Below are 20989 nucleotides of genomic sequence, written 5' to 3'. Positions count from 1 at the left end.
CCTCATCCTCCCACCGCCGGCCGGTGTGCCCGGCGCACGTCCACGCTGAGCCCCGCATGGTCCGAGACGGAGAGGTGGTGCACCTCGGCCGGGCCGGCGGCGACCAGACCGGCGCCGAGCAGGTGGTCGATCTGGGTGCGCGGCCGGGCGTTGGTGAAGGTCAGGCCGGTCGCGAGCGGGGCGAGGAGCCCGGGCACCACCTCCGACGCCGACAGCGGGCCCGGGGCGAGGTTCAGGTCTCCGCCGAGCAGGTGCGGCCCGGGCAGAGTCAGCAGGGCGCGCGCCGCGACGGCGAGCTGGCGGCGGGCGACGACGGGCACCACCGACAGGTGGGTGACGCCGACGGACAGCGGGCCGTCCTCGGTGCGCAGGACGGCGGCGAGGAGCACACGGCCGACGTCCCAGGACCAGCCGTGCGGCAGCCACGGGGGGTGGCCGCGGCGTCGCCCGGGCCCGCCGCCGCGCAGCCGCCGCACGTGCCAGGAGGTGACGGGCAGCCGCGTCAGCAGGGCGACGCCGTAGCCGCGCCCGGGTGTCGAGGTGCGGGTGGGCAGCAGCGAGCCGCCGCGCGTGGCGGCGAGGCTCGCCGCGAACCGGTAGGACATCCCCAGGCGGTCCGCCAGGACGGCGGCCTGGTCGAGGCCGCCGGAGCGGCGCACGCCGCGGTCGACCTCCTGGAGGAGGACGACGTCGGCGCCGACGCCGGCGATCTCGTCCCCGGCGCGGCGCACCGTGGCCGCTCCGGCCGGGCCGCCCGCGTCGGCGGCGGTGCGTGCCGGGGCGGCGTGCTGGAGGTTGAGGGTGAGCACCCGCACCACGCCGGCGCCGCTCAGGCCTGGCCCGCCTCGCCGTCGGCCTCGAAGGTGAGCGAGACGGAGTTCATGCAGAACCGCTCACCGGTGGGGGTCTGCGGGGCGTCGTCGAAGACGTGCCCGAGGTGCGAGCCGCAGGTGGCGCAGCGGACCTCGGTGCGCACCATGCCGTGGGAGCGGTCCTCGACCAGCTCGACGGCGTCGGAGTCGGTCGGCGCGTAGAAGCTCGGCCACCCGCAGTGCGCCTCGAACTTGGTGTGCGAGCGGAACAGCTCGGCACCGCAGGCCCGGCAGCGGTAGATGCCCTCCCGGTCCTCGGACAGGAGCTTGCCGGTGAAGGGGCGCTCGGTCGCGGCGCGGCGCAGGACCTGGAACTCGAAGGCGTCGAGCTCGGCCCGCCACTCCTCGTCGGTCTTCTCGATCTTTGTCATGGCCCCATGGTGCGCCAGGACCGCCCCGGCGCGCACGCCGCCCGGAAGGTCAGCCCTCGTCGCCGCCGGCGTCGTCGGGCGCGGCGTCGCGGCCGAGGATCCGCGTGGGCGGGTCCTGCGCGCCGTCGACGGCTGTCGCGCCCTGGCGACGCAGGCTCCGGCGCTCGTCCGCGGCCGGACGCTCGTCCGCGGTCCGACGCTCGTCCGCGGCCCGGCGTTCCTCCTCCGCGGCGCGCCGCTCGGCGGTCTGCTCACGTTCCACGTAGGCCTGCTCGCCCGGTCCGCTGAACGCCTGCGCCCGTTCCTCCGCCTCACGCGAGCCGGTGAACAGGGACGACTCGTGCCCGGCGGTGGTCGCCGTCGTCACCTCGGCGCCCCAGGCCGGGGCCACGGCCGTGCGCTCGCGCAGGGGCGTGCGGCGCGCGGGCCGGACCGCCTCGGGATCCTCCGCGCCGTCCGGCCCGGCCACCCGGCCGTCCGTCGCGGCCGCCTCGAGCGCGGAGACGTCCAGGACCTGCGTGGCGTCCGTCGAGGGGCGCGGGCGCCTGTCGACCGGAAGGCGCCCGCCGTGGTCGCGGGCGCGGCGGCGGTCCTCGCGGGCCGCCCGGCGGCGGGCGCGGCGGGCGGTCGTGTCCCGGCTCCTGCGCACGTCGGTGTCCTCGTCGACGCGCGACGCCAGCAGCGTGTCGGTGTCGGCCGGCAGGTGGCCGGCGCCGTCGAGGGCGGCCATCTCCGCGACCTCGTCGGCGAGCGCGCCGTGGGAGAGGTCGGCGCCGTCGTCCTGGAGCGTGACGACGTCCTGCTCCTCCATGCGCTGGCGGGGCACCGCGTACGGGGCGTTCGTCTGCACCCAGTCGACGAGGTTCTCGCGCACGTAGTACTTCAGGTCGGTCAGGGTCGGGGCGTCCTTGCCGGAGACGAGGGCGCGGATGCGGATCATCCCGTTGGTCGCGTCCTCCACCTGGAGCACGCCCACCCGGCGGTCCCACATGTCCGTCCCGCGCAGGAGACGCTCGAGCTCGGCCCGCATGGCCGGCACGGGCACCCGCCAGTCCAGGTCGATGTTGACCGTGCCGAGGAGCGCGGGCGCCCGGCGGGTCCAGTTCTCGAACGGGGTCGAGGTGAAGTACGTCGACGGCATGATCATGCGCCGGTCGTCCCAGAGGCGGACCACCACGTAGGTCATGGTGATCTCCTCGATGTACCCGAACTGGCCCTCGACGATGACGATGTCGTCCACCCGGATCGCGTCGGTGAAGGCCAGCTGCAGGCCCGCGAAGACGTTGCCGAGGGTGGTCTGGGCCGCCAGGCCGGCGACGACGGAGATGATGCCTGCCGAGGCGAGGATCGAGGCGCCCGCGGCGCGCGCGCCCGGGAAGGTCAGCAGGATGGCGGAGATCCCGAGGATGGCGACGACGGCGACCCCGACCCGGCGCATGACCTGGGACTGCGTCTGGACGCGGCGGGCCCGGCCGCTGGTGCCGCCCTCGGCGACCCGGGCCAGGACCATGTCCTCGGCCACCCGGACCAGCCCCGCCACGAACCAGGTGACGGCGGCGATCTCGACCATCAGCAGGCCGTGCTCGGCCACCCGCCGCCACAGCGGCGCGGTGGCGCGGGCGGCCTCCGTCACCGGGTAGGCGATGATGAGGCCGATCCAGGCGCCGAGGGTGGCCAGCATGAGCTGGAACGGGCGGCGGCAGCGGTTGCGGATGAAGCCGGCGATCGGGCGTCCGCGCGCGACGACGCGGGTGATCGCGGCGATGAGGATGGCCGCCAGCAGGCCTGCGACGATCCCGCCGCCGACCCACAGGACCACCTCGAGGATCTCCACCGTGCTCTCGACCGTGTCCTCGACCGCGTTCTCGTCCATCCGACCAAGGCTACGTGCGCTACCTGGGCGGTCCCTGGACGGCAGCCGGGAGCGGGACGCCGGCTGACCGGGCAGGTCCCAGGGACGGGGCCCCAGGGTCAGGCGGCCGCTAGAGCTCCTTGCCGAGGAAGAGGTCCACGTACGGGTTCTCCTCGAAGGGGTCCACGGGCGTGTAGCCGGCCGACTCGTACAGCGCCAGCGCCTCGGTGAGCGCGCTGTTCAGGCTGAGCACCACACGCCGGCCGCCCAGCGCCCGCGCCCGGTTCTCCAGGGCCCGCAGGAGGAAGCGGCCGAGCCCCCGGCCCCGCACGTCCGGGACGAGCCACATGCGCCGCAGCTCGACGGTGCCCTCACCGAGCACCCGCACCCCGCCGCAGCCCAGCACCTTGCCGGTGCCCAGCTCGGTCATGAGGAGAAAGTCCCCGCGGGGCGGCGTGACCTCCTCCGGCGGGAGCACCTGGAGCAGCTCGGTCTCGACACCTCCCTCGATGCGCTCGTCGAGCTCGGCGAAGTAGGCCGCGAGGGCGCGCGTCGCCCGCTCGCTGGCCGCCTGGCCCTCGATGATGCGGACCGGCCGGCCGGGCGCCCGGGTGCTCGACTCGCTCGTCATCCCCACATGGTGCACCGCGTGCCGCCTTCCTGCCAGAGACCTAGGCTCGCGCCATGGACGTGACCGCCGCTGTCGACGCCCTGCAGCAGGGTGCCGACCCGGTGCCCGCCGACGCCGTGCCGGTATCCAGCGCCGCCACCGACGTCGTGACCGGCGCCGCCCCGGTCCGCCCACGCATCTGCGTCGTCGCCCCCACGCCTCTGCTCGTGGTCGAGATCGCCGGCGGGCACGAGGAGTCCGGGCGGCCCACCGACCACGCGGACATCCATCTGCACCCGGGCGGGCAGGGCCTGTGGGTGGCCCGCATGGCGGTCTCGCTCGGCGCCGACGTCACCGTGTGCGCGCCCTTCGGCGGCGAGCTCGGCTTCGCCATCGCGCAGATGCTCAGCACCGACCAGCTCACGATCCACGCGGTGACCTACAGCGGCGGCAACGGCGGCTACGTCTTCGACCTGCGCGGGGAGGACCGCGAGACGGTCGCCCACATGCCGCCCCCCGCCCTGAACCGGCACGAGCTGGACGACCTGTACGGCACCGTGCTGGTCGACGCGCTCGAGTCCGACGTCCTCGTCGTCACCGGCGCCGAGCCGGCGAGCGTGGTGCCCTCGACCTTCTTCGGCCGGATCGTGCGTGACCTCCGCTCCGCGGGGAAGCCGGTGGTCGCCGACCTGTCGGCCGGCGCGGCGCGGGCGGCCGCCAAGGAACGCCCCAACGTGCTGAAGATGAGCCACGAGGAGCTCGTCGCCGCCGGGATCGCCGAGAACGACGACACCGACTCCCTCCGGGCGGCCGCCGAGCGCCTGGTGTCCGAGGGCGTGGGTGCCATGGTGGTCTCGCGCGCGGAGGCCCCGGCCCTCCTCGTCACCCCCGACGGCACCAGCCGGGCCGTGGGGCCCGTCGTCACCCCGCTCGACCACCGCGGGGCGGGCGACTCCATGACCGCCGGGATCGCCGTCGGGCTGGGCCGTGGGCTGGACGTGGCCGACGCGGTGCGGCTCGGTGCCGCGGCCGGCGCCCTGAACGTCACCCGGCGCGGTCTCGGGACCGGGCGGCGCAACCAGATCGAACGTTTCGCCGAGCGCATCAGCATCGAGGAGATGGACTGACCGTGCGGGTACTAGTGACGAACGACGACGGCATCGAGTCGCCGGGACTGACGATCCTCGCGGAGGCTGCGCTCGACGCGGGGCACGAGGTCGTGGTGGCGGCGCCCCACCGGCAGTACTCCGGTGCCAGCGCGGCCCTGACCGCCCAGGAGGAGGACGGGCAGCTGGTGTTCGTGAACAAGCGTCCGCCGGGACTGCCCGCGGAGGTCCGCGCGTTCGGGGTCAAGGCGGCGCCCGGCCTGATCGGGTTCGTCGCCGCCTTCGGGGCGTTCGGGGACAAGCCTCACGTGGTGATGAGCGGCATCAACCTCGGCGCCAACACCGGCCGGGCGACCCTGCACTCGGGCACCGTCGGCGCCGCCCTGTCCGCGTCCTCGCACGGGATCCGCGGCATGGCGGTCTCCATCGCCTCCGGCGACCCGCAGCACTGGGACACGGCCCGCTACGTCACCGACCAGGCACTCGCCTGGCTGCTGGAGCAGCCGGTGGACGAGCGGGTGCTCAACGTCAACGTGCCGGACATCGCGCCCGACCGCCTGCGGGGCATCCGCCCGGCGAAGCTGGCCAGCTTCGGTGCGGTGCAGGCCCGGGTGAAGGAGCTGGGCACCGGGTACGTCCAGCTGACCTACACGGGCGTCGAGGCCGAGGAGGAGCCGGGGACGGACCACTACCTCCTCGCCCGCGGCTGGGCGACGCTCACCATGCTCCGGGCGCCCGTCGACGACGACTCCGGCGTGACCCTGCCCCGCATCGACGGCACCCAGTCCACGGCCGAGGGGCACGAGGGCGAGGCCCTGGTGGACGTCTCGACGGGGACGGTGATGTCGACCGGCTCCGACCGCCCGACCGGCGAGATCGACGACGACGGCGACGCCCCCGTGTGACGGCGGGGCCGGTGCGCGGGCGGGTCTGGCCCGGCGCTCAGGCCCAGCCGAGCTCGTGGAGCCGGGCGTCGTCGATGCCGAAGTGGTGGGCGACCTCGTGGACGACGGTGACGGCAACCTCCTCGACCACCTCGTCCTCGCTCTCGCACATGCGCAGTGTGGGTCCGCGGAAGATCGTGATCCGGTCAGGCAGCGACCCGGCCGCCCACCAGGAGTCCCGCTCGGTGAGCGGCGTGCCCTCGTAGATGCCCAGCAGGTCCTCCTCGCCGTCCAGCTGCTCGGCGGTCGGCTCGTCCTCGACGAGCACCACCACGTTGTCCATCCGGTCCGCCAGTTCCTGCGGGATCAGGTCGAGGGCCTCGGAGACGGCCTCCTCGAAGGCCTCGCGCGTCATGTCCACCACCGCCCCATCGTGCCCCGGCCGGCGGCCGGGCGGCACACCGGGGCGGGCAGCAGGCGCCGCGGGGCGGCACAGCGGCAGACCCGGGCGGGCAGGACGTCCGGCCGGAGGCCGCGCACGGCCGGCGTGACGAGCGGCACACGAATCCGATTTTGCTCCGCGGGCCTTTCTCACCGTATGCTGTCCGAGGTCTTGGGGCGCTCCGGCGTCACGGGTAGTCCACAGCAGTAACGGGCCCCCATCGTCTAGCGGCCTAGGACCCCGCCCTTTCACGGCGGTAGCACGGGTTCGAATCCCGTTGGGGGTACGCACCACCAGCAGGACAAGCACCACAGAGGTACCAGGCTCCACGCCTCTCACGAGGCCCCGTAGCGCAGTTGGTTAGCGCGCCGCCCTGTCACGGCGGAGGTCGCGGGTTCAAGTCCCGTCGGGGTCGCCGGTACGGACGCCCGGCCGCAAGGCCGGGCGTTCGTGTCAGGGCTCTGTAGCTCAGTTGGTAGAGCGTTCGACTGAAAATCGAAAGGTCACCGGATCGACGCCGGTCGGAGCCACCGCAGAAGGCCCCGCACCCCAGGGTGCGGGGCCTTCGTCGTTCCCGGCTCAGGGGGGCGGGGGCGTCCCGGGCGCCCGCGCCAGGAGCTCACCGTACGGAGTCACTGCCGGGCTGACCGCACGAGCCGCTTGCTCATCACGGTCGTCGCGGCGAGCCGCCCGTCGGTCCTCGCGGCGTAGTCCTCGATGACACCGACGCGCCGCCACCCCCGCCGCTCGTAGAAGCCCGCCGCGGGGCTGCCCGTCCCGGTGTCGAGCACCAGCAGGGTCCGTCCGAGGTCACGGGCCGCGTCCTCCAGCGCCGCGAGCAGCGCACCGGCCCAGCCGTGCCCCCGGGCGTCGCTGCGCACCATCAGCTTGGCCACCTCGCCGCGGTGCGCACCGTTGGGCTGCGACGCGAGCAGGAGCCGGACAGTCCCGACGGCGCGGCCACCGCCGTCGCGGGCGACCCACGTCAGGCCGTCGCCCGCGAGCGCCCCGCGCCAGAAGTCCTCCGCCTGTCCGTGGGTGAGCCCGGCGAGGAAACCGAGGCTCGCTCCGCCGTCGACGCAGTCCACGAGGATCTCCGCCAGCTCCGCCACGACCGCGCCGTTCCCGGGGCCCACCTGCTCGATCTCCATGCGCTGCGCCCCTTCCGTCGGTTCGTGCGCACGCCGCCGGGCGGCGGCGAGGCCGGCGGCGAGGCGCGCCGCAGGTCGCGCGGGAGCCTATCGGCGGGGCACCACGCACCGCGCGAGCGCCGGTCTGCCGCTGCGCGCGACGTGAGTCACAATCGGGCCATGGGAAGGCACAGCACGGCGCACGAGGCGGTACCAGGCTCAGGGCTGGTCGGCCCGGCAGACTTCGCGCCGGTCCACGACCCGATCGTCCTGGCTCGGTCCCTGACCAAGGTCTACGGCGCCGGCAACACCCGGGTCCGGGCGCTGGACGGCGTCGACGTCGATCTCGCGCGCGGTGAGCTGACGGCGATCATGGGGCCCTCCGGATCGGGGAAGTCGACCCTCATGCACTGCCTGGCCGGGCTCGACTCGCCCACCGAGGGCACGATCGAGGTCGACGGCGTGGAGATCTCGCGGATGGGCCAGCGCCAGCTCACCAAGCTGCGCCGGACGCGCATCGGGTTCGTCTTCCAGGCCTACAACCTCGTCCCGACGCTGACCGCCGCGGAAAACATCACCCTGCCGCTCGACATCGCCCGACGCCCGGTCGACCGCGCACGCTTCGACACCATCGTGCGCACCCTCGAGCTCACGGACCGGCTCCACCACCGCCCCACCGAGCTCTCGGGCGGCCAGCAGCAGCGCGTGGCCTGCGCGAGGGCGCTCATCGCCGCCCCGTCGGTGGTGTTCGCCGACGAGCCGACCGGCAACCTCGACTCCACCGCCGCCGCCGAGGTCCTCGGGTTCCTGCGCACGAGCGTGGACGAGCTCGGCCAGTCCGTGGTCATGGTGACCCACGAGCCGACCGCGGCCGCCTACGCCCACCGGGTGCTCTTCCTCGCCGACGGGCGGCTCGAGGCGGAGCTGCGTGACCCCGACGCCGACTCCATCCTCGACGCGCTGCGCGACCTCGGGGCCGCGCGCGAGGGCGCCGGCGAGCGCATCACCGTCGCGGCCCGCCGATGATCCGGGTCGCCCTGCGGGAGATCCGCGCGCACCTGGTGCGCTTCGTCCTCAGCGTGCTCGCCGTGACGCTGGGCATCGCCTTCGTGACGGGCACCTTCTCGCTGCGGGCCCTGCTCGCGGACACCTTCAGCTCGATCATCGCCTCGACCACCCAGGGCGACCTGTACCTGCGCGGCCCCGTGACGACGGCCGCCGACGGCGAGGCCAAGGAGCCCGCGGCCGCCGCACCGTCCGCCACGGCGCCCGCAGCGGGTCCCGCCGCCGTCGCCCCCGACGGCGTCCCGGCGGAGGCCCCGTCGGCGCCGCCCGAGGAGTCCGAGGGCACCAGGGTCGAGACCCTCGGCCCCCAGCGCAGGCCGGTCCCCCTCGACCTGGTCGACGAGGTCGCCGCCGTCGACGGCGTGGACCAGGCCGTGCCCGACCTGCTCGGCACGGTGGTGCTCATCGGCGCGGACGGGCAGGCGGTGGTCAACGGGCAGGCCCCCTCGCTCGGCAGCGCGCTGCGGGAGAACGACCCCTCAGGTACCCTCCTGCGCGGCCGCGCACCGCGGGACGCGGGCGAGATCGCGCTGGAGACCACCGCGATGCAGACGTCCGGTCTCGACATCGGGGACGTCACGCAGGTGGTGATCGGTGCCGGGTCGCTGACCGAGGTCACGGTGGTCGGCGAGGTCACCTACGGCAACCCGATGGTGGGCACCACGCTCGTGCTGGTGGACGCCGCCACCGGCGAGTCCTCTTTCGCGCCCGACGGCGAGGTGCCCTCCATCGCCGTCTTCCTCGAGGAGGACGCCGACCGCGACACGGTGGCCGACGCGATCTCGGCGGCCGTCGCGGACCACGAGGACGTCGCCGTCGTCACCGGCGAGGAGGTCCGGGACGAGGCCAACAAGGCGATCAACCAGCTGCTCGGCTTCCTGGGGACGTTCCTTCTGGTGTTCGCGCTCATCTCCCTGTTCGTCGGGGCCTTCATCATCAGCAACACGTTCGCGATGTCCGTGCGCCAGCGCCAGCGGGAGTTCGCGCTGCTGCGCGCCGTCGGCGCCTCCCCGGGCCAGGTCATGGTCACCGTGCTCGGGCAGGCCGCCGTCGTCGGCCTCGTGGGCTCCGCCGGCGGGATCGCGGGCGGGATCGGGCTCATCGCCGTCGTGAGGGCCTGGCTCGCGCGGATGGACATGGAGCTGGGCGGGCAGGTGGTGATCGCACCGGCCCAGGCGGCCGCGGCCGTGGCGCTCGGGACGGGCATCTCCCTGGTCGCCGCCGCGATCCCCGCCCGCCGCGCGGCCACCACGCCGCCGGTGGAGGCCATGCGCGACGACGTGGTCGTCGTCGAGCGGTCGCTCCACCTCCGCGCGGGCGTCGGTGCCGTGCTGCTCGCCGGTGGCGTCGCCGCCGTCGTCCACTCGGTCCAGGAGGGCACCGAGCGCGCGGGCACCTGGCTGGGCGTGGGGGCCGGCGCGGTGCTCCTGGGAGCCCTGGCGGTCTCCCCCGTGATCGCCCGGACCGTCGTCAGGGTGCTGGCCTGGCCCTTCGTCGTCCTGTTCCGCCCGGTGGGCCGGCTCGCCCGCGGGAACGTCATGCGCAACCCGCGGCGCACCGCCAACACCTCCGGGGCGCTGATGATCGGCATGGCGCTGGTCGGCGCGTGCGCGGTGCTCGCCGAGTCGGCGCAGGCCTCCACGACCTCGATCGTCGAGTCGGAGTCCCGGGCCGACTTCTGGGTCCAGTCCGCCACCCGCACCGTGCCGCCCGGCGTGGTCACCCAGATCGAGGGGCTGGCCGAGGCCGGGCGCGTGGACACGATCACCGTCGGGCGCACCGCCGTGACCGCCCCCGACGGCGCGGAGGACACCTACCGCGTGATCGGTGTTCCCGCCGACGCGTTCGGGCAGACCCTCGAGGTCGAGGTGGTCTCCGGCTCGCTCGGGGCCCTGGCCGACGGCGAGGTGGCCGTGAGCCGGACGTCCGCCGTCGAGGAGGACTGGTCCGTCGGCCAGGAGGTGACCGTGGCCGGGCCGGACGGCCCGCGCGCGGCACGGATCGGCGCGGTCGTCGCGTCGCAGCTGCTGTCCGCCCCGGTGATCATGGACGCCGACGCCTTCGCGGACGCCGTCCCCGACGGGCAGACCTCCGTGCTGGCCGTGCTGGTCGACGCCGCGCCCGGCGTCGCGGTGGAGGACCTGCGTGCGGCGCTGGACGCCGTCGTGGAGCCGTTCGTGGTGCTGACGGTGCAGGACGCCGAGGAGCTCACGGGGGCGCTGGCCGAGCAGGTCGACCAGGCGATGACCATCCTCTACGCGCTGCTCGGCCTGAGCGTGATCATCGCGGTGCTGGGCATCGTCAACACGCTGGCCCTCGCGGTCATCGAGCGGACGCGCGAGATCGGCCTCATGCGCGCGGTCGGGCTCGGCCGGCTCCAGCTCGCGGCGACGATCACGGTCGAGTCTGTTCTCACCGCCGTGTTCGGCACGCTGCTCGGAGTCGCGGTCGGGGTCGGCCTGGCGTCGGCGCTGCCGAGCGTGTTCGCCGAGCAGGGGCTGACCGAGCTCGCGGTGCCCTGGGACCTGCTGAGCGTGATGGTGCTGCTCTCCGGCGTCGTCGGGGTGCTGGCGGCGCTGTGGCCGGCGACGCGGGCCGCCTACCTGCCGGTGCTGGACGCCGTCACCCACGAGTAGGCCGGCGCAGCGAACGGGCCCGGCCCTTCGAGGGTCCACGGCCCTGAACCCGCCAACGGTGAGGATCCGACGCTCAGGAGCCATCGGATCCTCACCGTTGACGGTGCTGCCCGAACCGGTCAGCCCGGGCGGGTGGCCGGGTCAGCGTCCGGCGTGCGCGGGACGCCCCTGCTCGTAGGAGTGGTCGGTGCGGCTGCCCGGCTTGCCGGACAGGTCCAGGCCGACGAGGACCGGGTCGTGGTCGGAGGAGCGGTAGGCGTCGCCCGTCCAGTAGTCCGCCGGCCGCCCGAAGTCCAGGTTGTAGTCGAGGATGTCGGGCTCGTCCGCGTTGATGTGCCACTCGGCCGCCCCGGTGACCTGAGCGGTGAGGGACTCGGTGGCCAGGGCGTGGTCGAGGTAGCCGACCATGCCGTCGAAGACGTAGCCGTAGGCCTCCTCGCCGCCGAACCTCTTCACGAGGTCGGTGTAGCCGGCGGCCTCGAGGGCGCGGATCGGGTCCTCGTGGTCGTAGGAGTTGAGGTCGCCGATGACCAGGTGGTCGGGGTCGCCGCTGCCGGTGGGGTCGCCGGCGAGGAACTCGGCGATGGCCTCGGCGGCCGCCGTGCGGGTGAGGTTGCAGTTGCCCTGGCCGTCGCCGGTGTCCGGGTCGCCGGTGCAGGCCGAGCCCTTGGACTTGAGGTGGTTGACGGACACGGTGAAGACCTCGCCGGTCCCGATCTCGCGGAAGGTCTGGGTGAGCATCGGCCGGTTCTTGGTGTCGTCGAACGCCGGGTCCACCGAGGAGTCGAGCACGGCGAAGTCGCCGACGGGCTGCACCTCGCCCGGCTGGTACAGGAAGCCGAGGCGGATCGCGTCGGTCCCCACCACGCCGGTGTCGATGAAGTCGTAGGTGCCCTTGCCGAGCAGCTCGTTCAGCCCGGCGACCAGGTCCGCCGCCGGCTCCACGCCGGGGGTGTTCTCCATCTCCATGAGGCCCACCACGTGGGCGTCGAGCTCGCCGATCGCAGCGACCGTCTTCTCGCGCTGACGCTCGAGCTCCTCGGCCGTGTTCGCGCCGCGGCAGTCGACGTTCTGCCCGGGGCCGCAGACCGCCTCGCCCTGGTCGAGGGTGAGGAAGTAGTTGAGGACGTTGAAGCTCGCGACCCGGACGCGGCCGTCGACCTCCGGCGCCTCCTCCGGCCGCGGGTTCGCGGCGACGTACTCGCCGTACGCCGTCGGCTGCAGGCGGTACAGGCCGTGGGTGTTGTCGATGACGCCCTGCACACCGGTGACGGTGTCGCCGCCGCGGAACGTGTTCTCCGCGCTGAACGGCTCGCCGTTGCCCGGGTGCGGCACCGTGCTGGGGTTCTGTGCGCTGACGGCGTCGTCGAGCGTGATCGTGCGCCGGTCGTACTCCGCCAGCAGCGCCACCGCCTCGGGACCGGGGTCGACGACGGCGGTCGGCGTGTGGAGCCGGTCCTGCCCCTCGAGCGGCTTGCCCAGGACGACCTCGCCGAAGCGGTCGTAGTTGAAGTACTCGCTGATGACCAGGGTGTCGGTCAGCTCGACCAGCATGCCCTCGTACCGCTCGAGCGCCGCGGTCGTCTCCACGGGGAAGGTGACCCCGGTCGGCGCGATGTCCTCCGCGTCGCCGAGGACCTCCACGGTCGGCGTCGCGAGCTGCGTCTGCGAGCTGCCGGAGGTGGTGTACTCGCCGACCGTGCCGGTCACGCGCACGAGCTGGCCGACCTCGACGTCGGCGGGGACGGAGCGGGAGAAGACGAAGATGCCCTCGGAGGAGGCGTCGTCGCCGTCGCTGTCCGCGGCCTCCTCCTGGACGTAGAAGCCGTTCAGCCCGGGCGTCACGGCGGTGACCACCGCCTCGACGGTCTGCTCGCCCGAGCAGGCGGGGTCGAAGGTCGCGCCGGAGCCCTGGATGTCCGAGACCAGCGCGACGTCAGCTTCCGGGTCACCGCACGTGTCCTCGGGCTCGCCGGAGCCGCCGGAGCCGTTGAGGGTGCCGAAGGAGCTGGCGGCCGGTCCGGTCCAGGCGCCGTCGATCTTCTGCAGGGACTGTCCCGTCGGCGTGCCGCTGGCCTCCGAGACGCCGATGTCGGTACCGGTGCGGCCGTCGGCGGGCCCGCCGACGGCGGCGAAGGCGCCCTCGTAGGTGAGGAACTCGACGACGGCGCCCGCGGCGTCGACGAGCGCGACGCCGTCCGGGGAACCGTTCTGGATCCCGTTCGAGGCGTAGTTCTGGACCACGGCGCCCGACGCCGGGACCGTCCCCGAGAGCGTCTTCGTGTCGTAGGGCGTGCCGCCGTTGCCGTTGTACAGGACGATCTGCCAGCCGGTCAGGTCCGTGCCGACCGGCGCCTGGACCTCGACCGCCTCGCCGGCGTCGGTGCCGTCGTTGTCGTAGTGGAGCTCGCTGACGAAGATCTCGCCGTCCGTCACGACAGCGTGCGCCGGCACGAGGCCGACCATGGGGGCCAGCACGACGGCGCCGACGGCCGCGGCCGCCACCTCCGCCTTCCTGGTTCTTCTACGACGGGGTGCTGGACTCACAGCGATCCTCCTGGATAGATGCTCACGGCGCCGGCCCGGGGTCACCGGACGGCAGTTTCCGCCGGACGTCGTCGTCCGGCGGTGCTCATCATCACAGGACCTTCCCACAGGCGGGAAGGGCCACGCAGGCGTTCACCGGTCATTCATCGTCCGTGCGGTTCGCGTCCGCCTGCGCACCGCCGGCCCTGCGACGTGGCAGTCTTGGGCCTGAAGGTGCACGTCAGGGTGAGGACCGCGATCATGGAGCCGATCCCGGGCGCTGCCCGGTACAAGTCGAGGCGCCCGAGGCGCTGTGAGGAGGCGAGCGCGGTGAGCTATCCCGCCGAGAGTGCGACGACGCCGGTCGTCGAGACGACCAAGGTCCCCGGCCCGGAGAGGCGCACCATCGGCGAGCTCGTGGCGTCGCTCTCCGAGCAGTTCTCGACGCTGGTGCGCGACGAGCTGCAGCTGGCGCAGGTCCAGCTGGCCGAGAAGGGCAAGCGGCTCGGCACGGGTGCCGGCTTCCTCGGCGGCGCCGCCGTCCTCGGCCTCTACGCGTTCGGGGTGCTGCTGGCCGCGGCGATCCTCGGGCTCGCCACGGTGCTGCCCGCGTGGCTGTCCGCGCTGATCGTCGGCGTCGTCCTGCTCATCGTCGCCGGGATCGCCGCGTTCGTCGGCAAGAAGAAGATCGACGCCTCCAAGGAGTTCCAGCCGAAGCCCCAGGAAGGCTTCAAGGAGGACGTGGACGCCGTGAAGAGAGGGATCCAGAAGTGAGCCATGAAGCGACGCCGCAGAACGACGCTGCTCGGAAGCGCTCGCAGGCCGAGATCGAGGCGGACCTCGCTCGGACCCGCCTGGACCTGACCAACACGGTCAACGAGCTGAGCGACCGGCTGGACCCGCGCGCCCAGGTCAGCGCCGCCAAGGAGAGCGCCCGCACGGCGGCCAAGGAGGCCGGCGACCGCGCGAAGGAGTTCAAGGACGAGGTCGCGGCCGGGGACCCGAGGTCCCTCGGCGTCCTCGTCGCCGGGCTGGCCGCCGCCGGGGTCGCGATCCTCATCAAGCTGCGCCGGCGCTGACGTCCGGCGGCGCCCTGCGCCGCCGGCAAGCGCACGCCTCGCGACAGACGGCTCGGCCGCCCGCACCCTCGGTGCGGGCGGCCGAGCCGTCTGGTGTGCTGCCCCGACCCCGGTCGCGCCGGACGGGTACGGCCAGCCAGCGGTCGCTCTCGCTAGCTCGCCGCGACGTGCCTGTCGTGCTCGCTGTGGCCGGGTACGCCGCTGGCGGCGAGCAGCTCCTCGACCTCGTCGCGCCGGAAGCGGCGGTGGCCGCCCAGCGTCCGGATCGACGAGAGCTTGCCGGCGTTCGCCCACCGGGTGACCGTCTTGGGGTCGACGCGGAACTTCGCCGCCACCTCCGACGGCGTCAGCAGCTGTTCGGTGGTCCCTTCTGTCATCGCCATGAGTCCTCCTCGAGATGCGGCAAACCGGCGCGGCGCGCTCTGCGGCGTCGTTCAGGCAAGACTTCCACTCCACGGGGCCGCCAACCCGGGCCGATGGTCCCGACAATCTGGACGTAAGCGGCTTATGGTGCCTCCATCTGGAGACTCTTCACACAACGCCGCGCGCCGCACGGAATGGCTGTGGAGTGCCTCGACCATGTACCGTGGCCCCACGACACAGATGACCACATACACGGGGCCGCACCGCACGGTGCCTGCCCCGGTTCTATTGGAGGGGGTCGACGCCATGGGGCGCGGCCGTCAAAAGGCCAAGCAGACGAAGGTCGCTCGCAAGCTGAAGTACTTCAGCCCCGAGACCGACTATCGGGCTCTCGAGCGAGAGCTCACGTCGCGGACTGACGACGTAGACGGGGACGACTACGGCGACCAGATCCCTCCTGCCACGGACGACTGGGGCGACATCCGCTCGACCCGTTGATCCGTCGCACCGGTCGCTGACCGGTGGGAGGCACGTGTCATTTCCGTAGGGTGCACCTTGCTCCGCCGTGCCGTCATGCGCTGACGGCACGGCGGAGCGGTGCACGGGCAGCTGGGCCCCTGGGGACGTCCGGCGTGCCTACGCCCGAGTGTCGTCGCCGACGTCCGGCGGGCGCACAGCTCGAGGTCCTCGCGGACGTCCGGGATGCTCACGCGTCAGATCCTCAGGGCGCGCGTCGCGACCGAGCGCGCGGCAGCGCCAGCACCGCCGGTGGCCGCGCGGCACGGGCGGCGGACGCTCAGGACGTGCGGTACGTCCCGACGAGACGGACGGCTCCGCCGTCGACGCCCTTCGTCCCGCGGACGACCTCACCGTCGGCACCGGGCTCGCCGTCGTCCTCGGCGACCCGTCCCAGCAGCCAGGCGTCGATACCGCGCGCCCGGACCGCAGCGACAGCGGCGTCGGCGGAGTCGGCCGGGACGACGGCGACCATGCCGACACCGAGGTTGAGGGTCGCCTGCAGGTCGCTCCAGGGCACCTGGCCGAGGGCCCGCACCATCTCGAAGACGGGCGGCACCACCCAGCTGGCGCGGTCGACGTCGGCCACCAGGCCCTTCGGCAGCACGCGCGCGAGGTTGGCGGCGAGGCCGCCACCGGTGACGTGGCTGAAGGCGTGGACCTCGACCGACGGCGCCCCCACGAGGTCGAGGCACGCGGGCGTGTACAGGCGGGTGGGCTCGAGCAGCTCCTCCCCCACGGTGCGGCCCAGCTCGGGCACGTGCCGGTCCAGGGACCAGCCCGCCACGTCGAGAACCCGCCGCACGAGCGAGTAGCCGTTGGAGTGCAGGCCGGACGCCGCCATGGCGATCAGGACGTCGCCGGCGCGGACCCGCTCGGCCCCCAGGACGTCGTCGGCCTCGACCACTCCGGTGGCGGCGCCCGCGACGTCGTACTCGTTCTCGCCCAGCAGGCCGGGGTGCTCGGCGGTCTCGCCGCCGAGCAGCGGCGTGCCGACGATCGCGCACGCCTCGGCGATGCCCCGCACGATGTCCGCGACCCGCTCGGGGACGACCTTGCCGGTGGCGATGTAGTCCGTCATCAGCAGCGGGCGGGCCCCGACGACCACGATGTCGTCGACGACCATGCCGACGAGGTCGTGGCCGATGGTGTCGTGCACGTCCATGGCCTGCGCGATGGCGACCTTGGTGCCGACGCCGTCGGTCGAGGTGGCCAGCAGCGGGCGGCGGTAGTCTTTGAGCGCGCTCACGTCGACCAGGCCGGCGAACCCGCCGACCCCGCCGACGACGGCGGAGGTGTGCGTGCCGCGCACGGCCTCCTTCATGAGCTCGACCGCTTTGTCACCGGCCTCGGTGTCCACGCCTGCGGCGGCGTAGGTGATCGGCTGGCGCGGGGTCTCGGTCACTGCACGGCTCCTGGGTGCGAGGCGGTGGCGGCGTCGGCGCTCGGGGCGAGCTCGACCGGCACTCCGGGGGTCTCGAGCCCGGCGACGGGGGAGTCGCCGGCGTCAGGGATGGTCGGGGCGTCCGCGCCCGAGACGGTCGCTCCGCCGTGGATGCGGATGGGGTACTCGCCGGTGAAGCACGCCGTGCACAGGCGCTCGCGCGGGCGGGTCGTGGCGGCGACCATGCCCTCGAGCGAGATGTACCCGAGGGAGTCCGCGCCGAGGTTGTCCCGGATCTCGTCGGTGCTCAGGCCGTTGGCGATCAGCTCCGCACGGGTGGCGAAGTCGATGCCGTAGAAGCACGGCCACTTCACCGGCGGGGAGGAGATGCGCACGTGCACCTCGGCGGCGCCCGCCTCGCGGAGCATCCGGACGAGGGCGCGCTGGGTGTTGCCGCGGACGATGGAGTCGTCCACCACCACGAGCCGCTTGCCGGCGATGACCTCGCGCAGCGGGTTGAGCTTGAGCCGGATGCCGAGCTGGCGGATCGTGTCCGTCGGCTGGATGAAGGTGCGCCCCACGTAGGAGTTCTTCACGAGACCCTGCGCGAACGGGATTCCTGACTCCTGGGCGTACCCGATCGCGGCGGGGGTGCCGGACTCTGGAGTGGGGATGACGAGGTCGGCGTCGACGGCGGACTCGCGGGCCAGGACCCGGCCCATCTCCGATCGCGCCGCGTTGACGGAGACGCCGGCGATGCGGGTGTCCGGCCGGGCGAGGTAGACGTACTCGAAGACGCAGCCGTGCGGGGTGGCCTCGGCGAAGCGGCGGGTGCGCAGCCCGTCGGCGTCGATGATCAGCAGCTCGCCGGGCTCGACCTCGCGCACGAAGGAGGCGCCGACGATGTCGAGGGCCGCGGTCTCGGAGGCGACGGCCCAGCCCCGCTCCAGCCGGCCGAGGACGAGGGGCCGGACGCCGTGGGCGTCGCGCGCCGCGTAGAGCGTGTGCTCGTCCATGAACGCCAGGGAGAAGGCCCCCTCCAGCAGCGGCAGGACGTCCATCGCGACGTCCTCGAGCCGCTCGCCGTTCTCGCTGGTGCCGCCGAGGAGCGCCGTGATCACGGCGGTGTCGGTGGAGGACCCGCGGCCCAGCTCGCCGCGCAGGTCCTTGCCGAAGCGCTCGCGCACGAGGTCCATCAGCTCGCGGGTGTTCGTCAGGTTGCCGTTGTGACCGAGCGCCACGGTGCCCGACGCGGTGGGCCCGAGGGTGGGCTGGGCGTTCTGCCACTCCGAGGAGCCGGTGGTCGAGTACCGCGTGTGCCCGACGGCGATGTGGCCCTTGAGCGGCTCGAGGGCCTGGTCGTCGAAGACCTGGGAGACCAGGCCCATGTCCTTGTAGACGAGGATCTGCTCGCCGTTGGACGTGGCGATGCCCGCCGACTCCTGGCCGCGGTGCTGCAGGGCGTAGATCCCGAAGTAGGTCAGCCGGGCGACGTCCTCGCCAGGGGCCCAGACGCCGAAGACGCCGCACTCGTCCTGGGGCCCCTTCTCACCCGGAAGAAGGTCATGGGAAAGCCGTCCGTCTCCGCGCACCACGGCCCCATGGTCGCACACCGCGGCCCGGGCTCCGCCGCCCGTCCGAGGGGCAGGCGGACGGTCCCGGCGAGGCTGCGACGTCGGTGGTCAGGCCAGCTCGAACCGGACCAGCCGCTCGGGCACGTCCACCTCCGCGAGACGGACCCCGATCCTCTCCCCCACGGGCAGGTCGGCCCCCTCGACGCGTCCCTCGACCGCCGGCGAGCCGACCACGACCGTGCCGCGCTCCGTGCCGCCGTCCTTGCCGCCGTCGTCGCTCTCGACGACGACGCCCTGGAAGATCTCCCCGACCCGGCCCTCGAGCACGAGCGCCTCGAGCGCGTCGACGGCGCCGCGCTCGTAGGCGTTGGCGCGCTGGGTCGTCCGCCCCATGGTCGACGGGAGGCCGGGGAGGGCGTCGAGGACCCAGGCGGGCACCTCCTCCCCCGCGCAGTGCGCGAGGCAGATCTCGAGGCCGTAGCGGTCGACCAGCCGCCGCAGCGGCGCGGTGACGTGGGCGTACTCCGCGGCGATCGCGGCGTGGCGGGTCGTGGGCCGGTCCTCGCCCCCGCCACTCTCGCTCGACGCCCGCCCTTGGCCGTTCCCACGTCCGCCGACCGCACCGCCGTCGCCGTCCGCGACGCCGAGGGCCAGGTACCCCGCCCCACGGAACAGCATCGTGGCCTCGTTGAGGAACGCGGCGTGCGCCGGGACGGCGGAGTCGAGGGTCCGCAGCAGCTCCGCGTAGCTGGTGCTCTCCGGCCACTCGACGCCGAGCGCGGCCCCGGCGCGGCGCAGACGACGGACGTCGCGCGGGTCGGGGTCGGGCAGGGTGCGCAGGATCCCGACGCCGGCCTCGCGCATGAGTCCGGCCGCCGCGATCCCCGTGAGCAGAGAGATCTGCGCGTTCCACCCCTCCACCGGCAGGGTGGCCCGGAAGGCGAGCACGTAGCCGTGGTCGTTGCGCTCGATGTGCTGCTCGGGGATCTCCAGGGAGACGCCGCCGCGCTGCCGCTCGAGGTCCTGACGCAGCTCGCCGACTTCCCGGAGCAGCTCGGGGAGGTCGGCCGGCACGCCGTCCGGGAGCGTCTGTCCGCCGTCGGACGCGGCCTGGACCTGCGCGTAGGTGAGCTGGGCGCGCGAGCGCACGACCGCTCGCTCGACCCGTGCCTCGAGCAGCTCGCCCGAGGCGTCGAGACGCAGCTCCCACAGGCACGCCGGCCTGTCCTCCTGGGGGAGAAGACTTGCCGCGCCGGCGCTGAGCGCGGGCGGGTGCAGCGGGAAGGATCCGGTGGGGCCGTAGACCGTCACGCCGCGCTGGTGGACCTCGCGGTCGAGGGCGCCGCCCGGCGTGACGAACGTTGCCAGGGAGGCGATGGCGTAGCGCACGAGGAAGCCGTCGCCGTCACGCCCGAGGTGGACGGCCTGGTCGAGGTCCCGTGAACCGGGCGGGTCGATCGTGACGAAGGGGACGTCGGTGGCGTCGCGCTCGGGCAACGGCGCGTCGACAGCCGCCTGCGCCTCGGCAGTCGCCTCGGGCGAGAAGTCCGGCTCGATCTCGAGCTCGGCCCGCAGCCGCTCGAGGGCGACGTGCACCTCGTCGGGCGCGGCGGTGTCGAGGGCGAGGTATCGGCTGAGCACGGCTGCACCATATGCCGTGCCACCGACGGCCGCAGGGGCTGGGTGCGAGTCGCGGTGCTTCGCTCCGAGCCGGAACGCCGGAGAGCGCAGGGAGCAGCGCGACTCAGGCTGCCGGCGGGGTCCGGCGTGCCGCGGTGCGCGCCTTGCGTCGCGCGAGCGAGCGGCGGTCGAGCACGAGGGCGAGCCCGGCCGCGGCGATCCCGCAGAAGAAGCCCAGCCCGAGGAACAAGATCCAGAACAGGTCCGACCGTGCGTACTGGCTGGGCGGGGTCAGGAACGCGAGGAGGAGTGCGGCGACGGCTCCCAGTGCCACGCCGGCGAGGATGAAGCGGCCGAAGCGGGGGGCGTGGCGGACGGTGGCTCGGTCGACGACGTCGGCCACGCGAACCTCGGGCTCGGCTGAGGGCACCGCCGGCTCTGCCACGTGTGCGGCCGCCTCGCCCGCCGGGTCGGCCGCCGCGGCGGCGGGCTCCGTCGTCGCCCGCTCGGCGGTGGAGTCGGGCGTGCGGGCGGGGCGGGAGTCGTGGGTGGGTGAGCCGGTCACGACGTGAACTTACCTGCTCGCGTGATGAGCGGAAGAACCGGGCTGAGGTCGGCCCGGGTGCCGGAAGCGGCCACCTTGCCGGCCGCGACGGCGTCGTCCCAGGCCAGGCGGCCGGTGGCCAGTGCGAGCCAGGTCGCCGGGTCCGTCTCGACGACGTTCGGCGGGGTGCCACGAGTGTGCCGGGGCCCCGCGATGGCCTGGACGGCACCTGCGGGCGGGACGCGTACCTCCACGGAGTTGCCGGGCGAGCTCACGGCAAGCTCCTCGAGGGTGAAGCGCACGGCGGTCCGGACCACGCCGGCTGCCGGCGGCGCGGTGGCATCGTCCTGCGCCCGCATCCAGCTGGTGAGGGCGCTCATGCCCTCGGTGGGATCGATTCGTCGGCGGGGTGGCA

General features: G+C 73.9%; 20 protein-coding genes and 3 tRNA genes. 10 read left to right on the top strand and 13 right to left on the bottom strand.

Annotated features, from left to right (window positions below):
- Nucleotides 1–2: 2 nt before the first annotated feature.
- From ABD774_RS01730 to ABD774_RS01715, 4 genes are all read right to left on the bottom strand, one after another.
- Nucleotides 3–818, bottom strand: coding sequence for an endonuclease/exonuclease/phosphatase family protein (locus ABD774_RS01730; protein WP_345036919.1), 816 nt, complete (start codon nt 816–818; stop codon nt 3–5).
- Between the two features lie 11 nt (nt 819–829).
- The gene (gene msrB / locus ABD774_RS01725) at nt 830–1243 is read right to left on the bottom strand and encodes a peptide-methionine (R)-S-oxide reductase MsrB (protein WP_345036917.1); all 414 of its coding nucleotides are present in this window, start codon (nt 1241–1243) and stop codon (nt 830–832) included.
- A gap of 49 nt (nt 1244–1292) precedes the next feature.
- Entirely contained in the window at nt 1293–3116 is a 1824-nt protein-coding gene (locus ABD774_RS01720) for a mechanosensitive ion channel family protein (protein ID WP_345036915.1), read from the bottom strand.
- Nucleotides 3117–3225: 109 nt separating this feature from the next.
- Nucleotides 3226–3726: a GNAT family N-acetyltransferase gene (locus tag ABD774_RS01715; RefSeq protein WP_345036912.1), complete on the bottom strand. Its 501-nt coding sequence runs from the start codon at nt 3724–3726 to the stop codon at nt 3226–3228.
- A 53-nt stretch (nt 3727–3779) separates the two neighbouring features.
- On the opposite strand from ABD774_RS01715, the gene ABD774_RS01710 reads away from it, so the two are divergent.
- The gene (locus ABD774_RS01710) at nt 3780–4832 is read left to right on the top strand and encodes a 1-phosphofructokinase family hexose kinase (RefSeq protein WP_345036910.1); all 1053 of its coding nucleotides are present in this window, start codon (nt 3780–3782) and stop codon (nt 4830–4832) included.
- Between the two features lie 14 nt (nt 4833–4846).
- Entirely contained in the window at nt 4847–5716 is an 870-nt protein-coding gene (surE, locus tag ABD774_RS01705; protein ID WP_345036908.1) for a 5'/3'-nucleotidase SurE, read from the top strand.
- A 37-nt stretch (nt 5717–5753) separates the two neighbouring features.
- Here surE and ABD774_RS01700 read toward each other — a convergent pair whose 3' ends face one another.
- Nucleotides 5754–6110 (bottom strand): metallopeptidase family protein, encoded by a 357-nt coding sequence (locus ABD774_RS01700; protein WP_345036970.1) that lies wholly within the window; start codon nt 6108–6110, stop codon nt 5754–5756.
- A gap of 240 nt (nt 6111–6350) precedes the next feature.
- Here ABD774_RS01700 and ABD774_RS01695 point away from each other — a divergent pair.
- The 3 genes from ABD774_RS01695 to ABD774_RS01685 all read left to right on the top strand — a co-directional run bounded on the left by ABD774_RS01695 (nt 6351) and on the right by ABD774_RS01685 (nt 6667).
- Nucleotides 6351–6423 (top strand) — tRNA-Glu (locus tag ABD774_RS01695).
- A gap of 55 nt (nt 6424–6478) precedes the next feature.
- Nucleotides 6479–6552: transfer RNA gene (locus tag ABD774_RS01690), tRNA-Asp, on the top strand.
- A 42-nt stretch (nt 6553–6594) separates the two neighbouring features.
- Nucleotides 6595–6667: transfer RNA gene (locus ABD774_RS01685), tRNA-Phe, on the top strand.
- A gap of 102 nt (nt 6668–6769) precedes the next feature.
- Here the strand turns inward: ABD774_RS01685 and ABD774_RS01680 are convergent.
- The gene (locus ABD774_RS01680; protein ID WP_345036905.1) at nt 6770–7288 is read right to left on the bottom strand and encodes a GNAT family N-acetyltransferase; all 519 of its coding nucleotides are present in this window, start codon (nt 7286–7288) and stop codon (nt 6770–6772) included.
- Nucleotides 7289–7447: 159 nt separating this feature from the next.
- On the opposite strand from ABD774_RS01680, the gene ABD774_RS01675 reads away from it, so the two are divergent.
- Together ABD774_RS01675 and ABD774_RS01670 are read left to right on the top strand one after the other, a co-directional pair.
- Complete coding sequence (locus tag ABD774_RS01675; RefSeq protein ID WP_345036903.1) at nt 7448–8293, top strand: ABC transporter ATP-binding protein; 846 nt, start codon at nt 7448–7450, stop codon at nt 8291–8293.
- A complete protein-coding gene (locus ABD774_RS01670) occupies nt 8290–10968 on the top strand; it encodes an ABC transporter permease (RefSeq protein WP_345036901.1) in 2679 nt (892 codons plus the stop codon). Before ABD774_RS01675 ends, ABD774_RS01670 begins: the two co-directional genes overlap by 4 nt.
- Before the next feature lie 141 nt (nt 10969–11109).
- Here the strand turns inward: ABD774_RS01670 and ABD774_RS01665 are convergent, their stop codons facing one another.
- The gene (locus ABD774_RS01665; RefSeq protein WP_345036899.1) at nt 11110–13473 is read right to left on the bottom strand and encodes an ExeM/NucH family extracellular endonuclease; all 2364 of its coding nucleotides are present in this window, start codon (nt 13471–13473) and stop codon (nt 11110–11112) included.
- A gap of 351 nt (nt 13474–13824) precedes the next feature.
- Between ABD774_RS01665 and ABD774_RS01660 the strand changes: the two genes are divergently transcribed.
- Together ABD774_RS01660 and ABD774_RS01655 are read left to right on the top strand one after the other, a co-directional pair.
- Nucleotides 13825–14268, top strand: coding sequence for a phage holin family protein (locus ABD774_RS01660; protein ID WP_345036896.1), 444 nt, complete (start codon nt 13825–13827; stop codon nt 14266–14268).
- Entirely contained in the window at nt 14265–14573 is a 309-nt protein-coding gene (locus ABD774_RS01655; protein WP_345036894.1) for a DUF3618 domain-containing protein, read from the top strand. The genes ABD774_RS01660 and ABD774_RS01655 overlap by 4 nt, the downstream gene beginning before the upstream one ends.
- Before the next feature lie 152 nt (nt 14574–14725).
- On the opposite strand, the gene ABD774_RS01650 is transcribed toward ABD774_RS01655, so the two are convergent.
- Complete coding sequence (locus ABD774_RS01650) at nt 14726–14956, bottom strand: BldC family transcriptional regulator (RefSeq protein WP_345036892.1); 231 nt, start codon at nt 14954–14956, stop codon at nt 14726–14728.
- Between the two features lie 286 nt (nt 14957–15242).
- Between ABD774_RS01650 and ABD774_RS01645 the strand changes: the two genes are divergently transcribed.
- Nucleotides 15243–15434, top strand: coding sequence for a DUF3073 domain-containing protein (locus ABD774_RS01645; protein WP_345036968.1), 192 nt, complete (start codon nt 15243–15245; stop codon nt 15432–15434).
- A gap of 298 nt (nt 15435–15732) precedes the next feature.
- On the opposite strand, the gene purM is transcribed toward ABD774_RS01645, so the two are convergent.
- From purM to ABD774_RS01620, 5 genes are all read right to left on the bottom strand, one after another.
- Nucleotides 15733–16857: a phosphoribosylformylglycinamidine cyclo-ligase gene (gene purM, locus ABD774_RS01640; protein WP_345036889.1), complete on the bottom strand. Its 1125-nt coding sequence runs from the start codon at nt 16855–16857 to the stop codon at nt 15733–15735.
- A complete protein-coding gene (gene purF / locus ABD774_RS01635) occupies nt 16854–18431 on the bottom strand; it encodes an amidophosphoribosyltransferase (RefSeq protein ID WP_345036887.1) in 1578 nt (525 codons plus the stop codon). The genes purM and purF overlap by 4 nt, the downstream gene beginning before the upstream one ends.
- 87 nt (nt 18432–18518) lie before the next feature.
- Nucleotides 18519–20051, bottom strand: a complete 1533-nt coding sequence (locus ABD774_RS01630) for an RNB domain-containing ribonuclease (protein WP_345036885.1) — start codon at nt 20049–20051, stop codon at nt 18519–18521.
- 103 nt (nt 20052–20154) lie between these two features.
- Nucleotides 20155–20595, bottom strand: coding sequence for a hypothetical protein (locus ABD774_RS01625; protein WP_345036881.1), 441 nt, complete (start codon nt 20593–20595; stop codon nt 20155–20157).
- The gene (locus ABD774_RS01620) at nt 20592–20954 is read right to left on the bottom strand and encodes a sterol carrier family protein (protein WP_345036879.1); all 363 of its coding nucleotides are present in this window, start codon (nt 20952–20954) and stop codon (nt 20592–20594) included. The genes ABD774_RS01625 and ABD774_RS01620 overlap by 4 nt, the downstream gene beginning before the upstream one ends.
- Between the last annotated feature and the right edge of the window lie 35 nt (nt 20955–20989).

Origin of the sequence: Georgenia daeguensis (genome assembly GCF_039537705.1) — a bacterium.
Taxonomy (GTDB): domain Bacteria; phylum Actinomycetota; class Actinomycetes; order Actinomycetales; family Actinomycetaceae; genus Georgenia; species Georgenia daeguensis.
The sequence above is the reverse complement of the archived record's forward strand: the minus strand, read 5'-3'. Positions and strand labels throughout refer to the sequence as shown.

Coding starts and splice junctions, on each gene's coding strand:
- msrB (WP_345036917.1), bottom strand. CDS start 1,243: ATGACAAAGATCGAGAAGACCGACGAGGAGTGGCGGGCCGAGCTCGAC.
- ABD774_RS01720 (WP_345036915.1), bottom strand. CDS start 3,116: ATGGACGAGAACGCGGTCGAGGACACGGTCGAGAGCACGGTGGAGATC.
- ABD774_RS01715 (WP_345036912.1), bottom strand. CDS start 3,726: ATGACGAGCGAGTCGAGCACCCGGGCGCCCGGCCGGCCGGTCCGCATC.
- ABD774_RS01710 (WP_345036910.1), top strand. CDS start 3,780: ATGGACGTGACCGCCGCTGTCGACGCCCTGCAGCAGGGTGCCGACCCG.
- ABD774_RS01700 (WP_345036970.1), bottom strand. CDS start 6,110: ATGACGCGCGAGGCCTTCGAGGAGGCCGTCTCCGAGGCCCTCGACCTG.
- ABD774_RS01680 (WP_345036905.1), bottom strand. CDS start 7,288: ATGGAGATCGAGCAGGTGGGCCCCGGGAACGGCGCGGTCGTGGCGGAG.
- ABD774_RS01675 (WP_345036903.1), top strand. CDS start 7,448: ATGGGAAGGCACAGCACGGCGCACGAGGCGGTACCAGGCTCAGGGCTG.
- ABD774_RS01670 (WP_345036901.1), top strand. CDS start 8,290: ATGATCCGGGTCGCCCTGCGGGAGATCCGCGCGCACCTGGTGCGCTTC.
- ABD774_RS01650 (WP_345036892.1), bottom strand. CDS start 14,956: ATGGCGATGACAGAAGGGACCACCGAACAGCTGCTGACGCCGTCGGAG.
- ABD774_RS01645 (WP_345036968.1), top strand. CDS start 15,243: ATGGGGCGCGGCCGTCAAAAGGCCAAGCAGACGAAGGTCGCTCGCAAG.
- ABD774_RS01620 (WP_345036879.1), bottom strand. CDS start 20,954: ATGAGCGCCCTCACCAGCTGGATGCGGGCGCAGGACGATGCCACCGCG.